At 46.7% G+C, this 709-nt stretch carries 1 protein-coding gene and 1 pseudogene; both read right to left on the bottom strand.

From position 1 onward, the window contains the following. Positions 1-231: 231 nt before the first annotated feature. On the bottom strand, positions 232-357 hold the full coding sequence (locus ACQRCC_RS15560; protein WP_427851656.1) for a hypothetical protein: 126 nt from the start codon (positions 355-357) through the stop codon (positions 232-234). 99 nt (positions 358-456) lie between these two features. Continuing rightward, positions 457-709: pseudogene (locus ACQRCC_RS15555) on the bottom strand (IS110 family transposase); the annotation flags it as partial.

Raw genomic sequence — 709 nt, 5'->3', positions numbered from 1 at the left:
GAAGGAGCCATAGGAATGGACATTTCTCTGTATCTGGTACAAAAATAGCTGATTCTGGGTACACGAAATAAAACGTCTTGGTTTTCCGTTCTACATGGCCTTGTGTATACCCATCCATCTACGGCAGCGTACCTCCCGTGTCTACCAGGATCACCCGCATTTCTGCAGAGTCCTAACTTCCTTCGTCCCGCCTGTCCATAACCAGGGTGTCAGCTTAGCTCCTTGTCAGGGTCATGCCCTATGGAAAATATTCCTGCCGACTACTGGCTCATTCTTTGTCTTAAGTCTTACTGACCTGTTCTGTACGATCCACAAACCAGCACCTTTCGGTGGACGTTTTCCCAGCTCGTTTCTCATACCTTTCAGCTTTCCTGTCACAGCTGAATTCAGCTCTCAGATCTGTTTTCTAAAGGCTCAATTCAACTGTGACAAGGGTGTTATTTTTGTCTCTGGTTGTTATGCTACCTTCATCTGCGGCCTCCTGATGTCTCCCATCAGTTTTTCCGCATCATAATCTACACCTTTTGTAAGAATCGCGTAGAATACCCTTATAACCTTGCAGGCTACCGCAACCACTGACTGCATTTTTTTCAGCGGATTTTCCTTTCGGCTCCGATAATACTCATGTATTTCTCGGAACTCCGCATTCTTTCCAATCAGCGATATCGCTGCCTCATACAGCACATATCTCAGGCGCTTCCGTCCGCGA

This window comes from Sporofaciens sp. SGI.106 (assembly GCF_050314255.1).
In the GTDB taxonomy this organism is placed as follows: Bacteria; Bacillota; Clostridia; order Lachnospirales; family Lachnospiraceae; genus Claveliimonas.
This window is presented reverse-complemented; position numbering and strand designations above follow the sequence as displayed.

Coding starts and splice junctions, on each gene's coding strand:
- ACQRCC_RS15560 (WP_427851656.1), bottom strand. CDS start 357: ATGAGAAACGAGCTGGGAAAACGTCCACCGAAAGGTGCTGGTTTGTGG.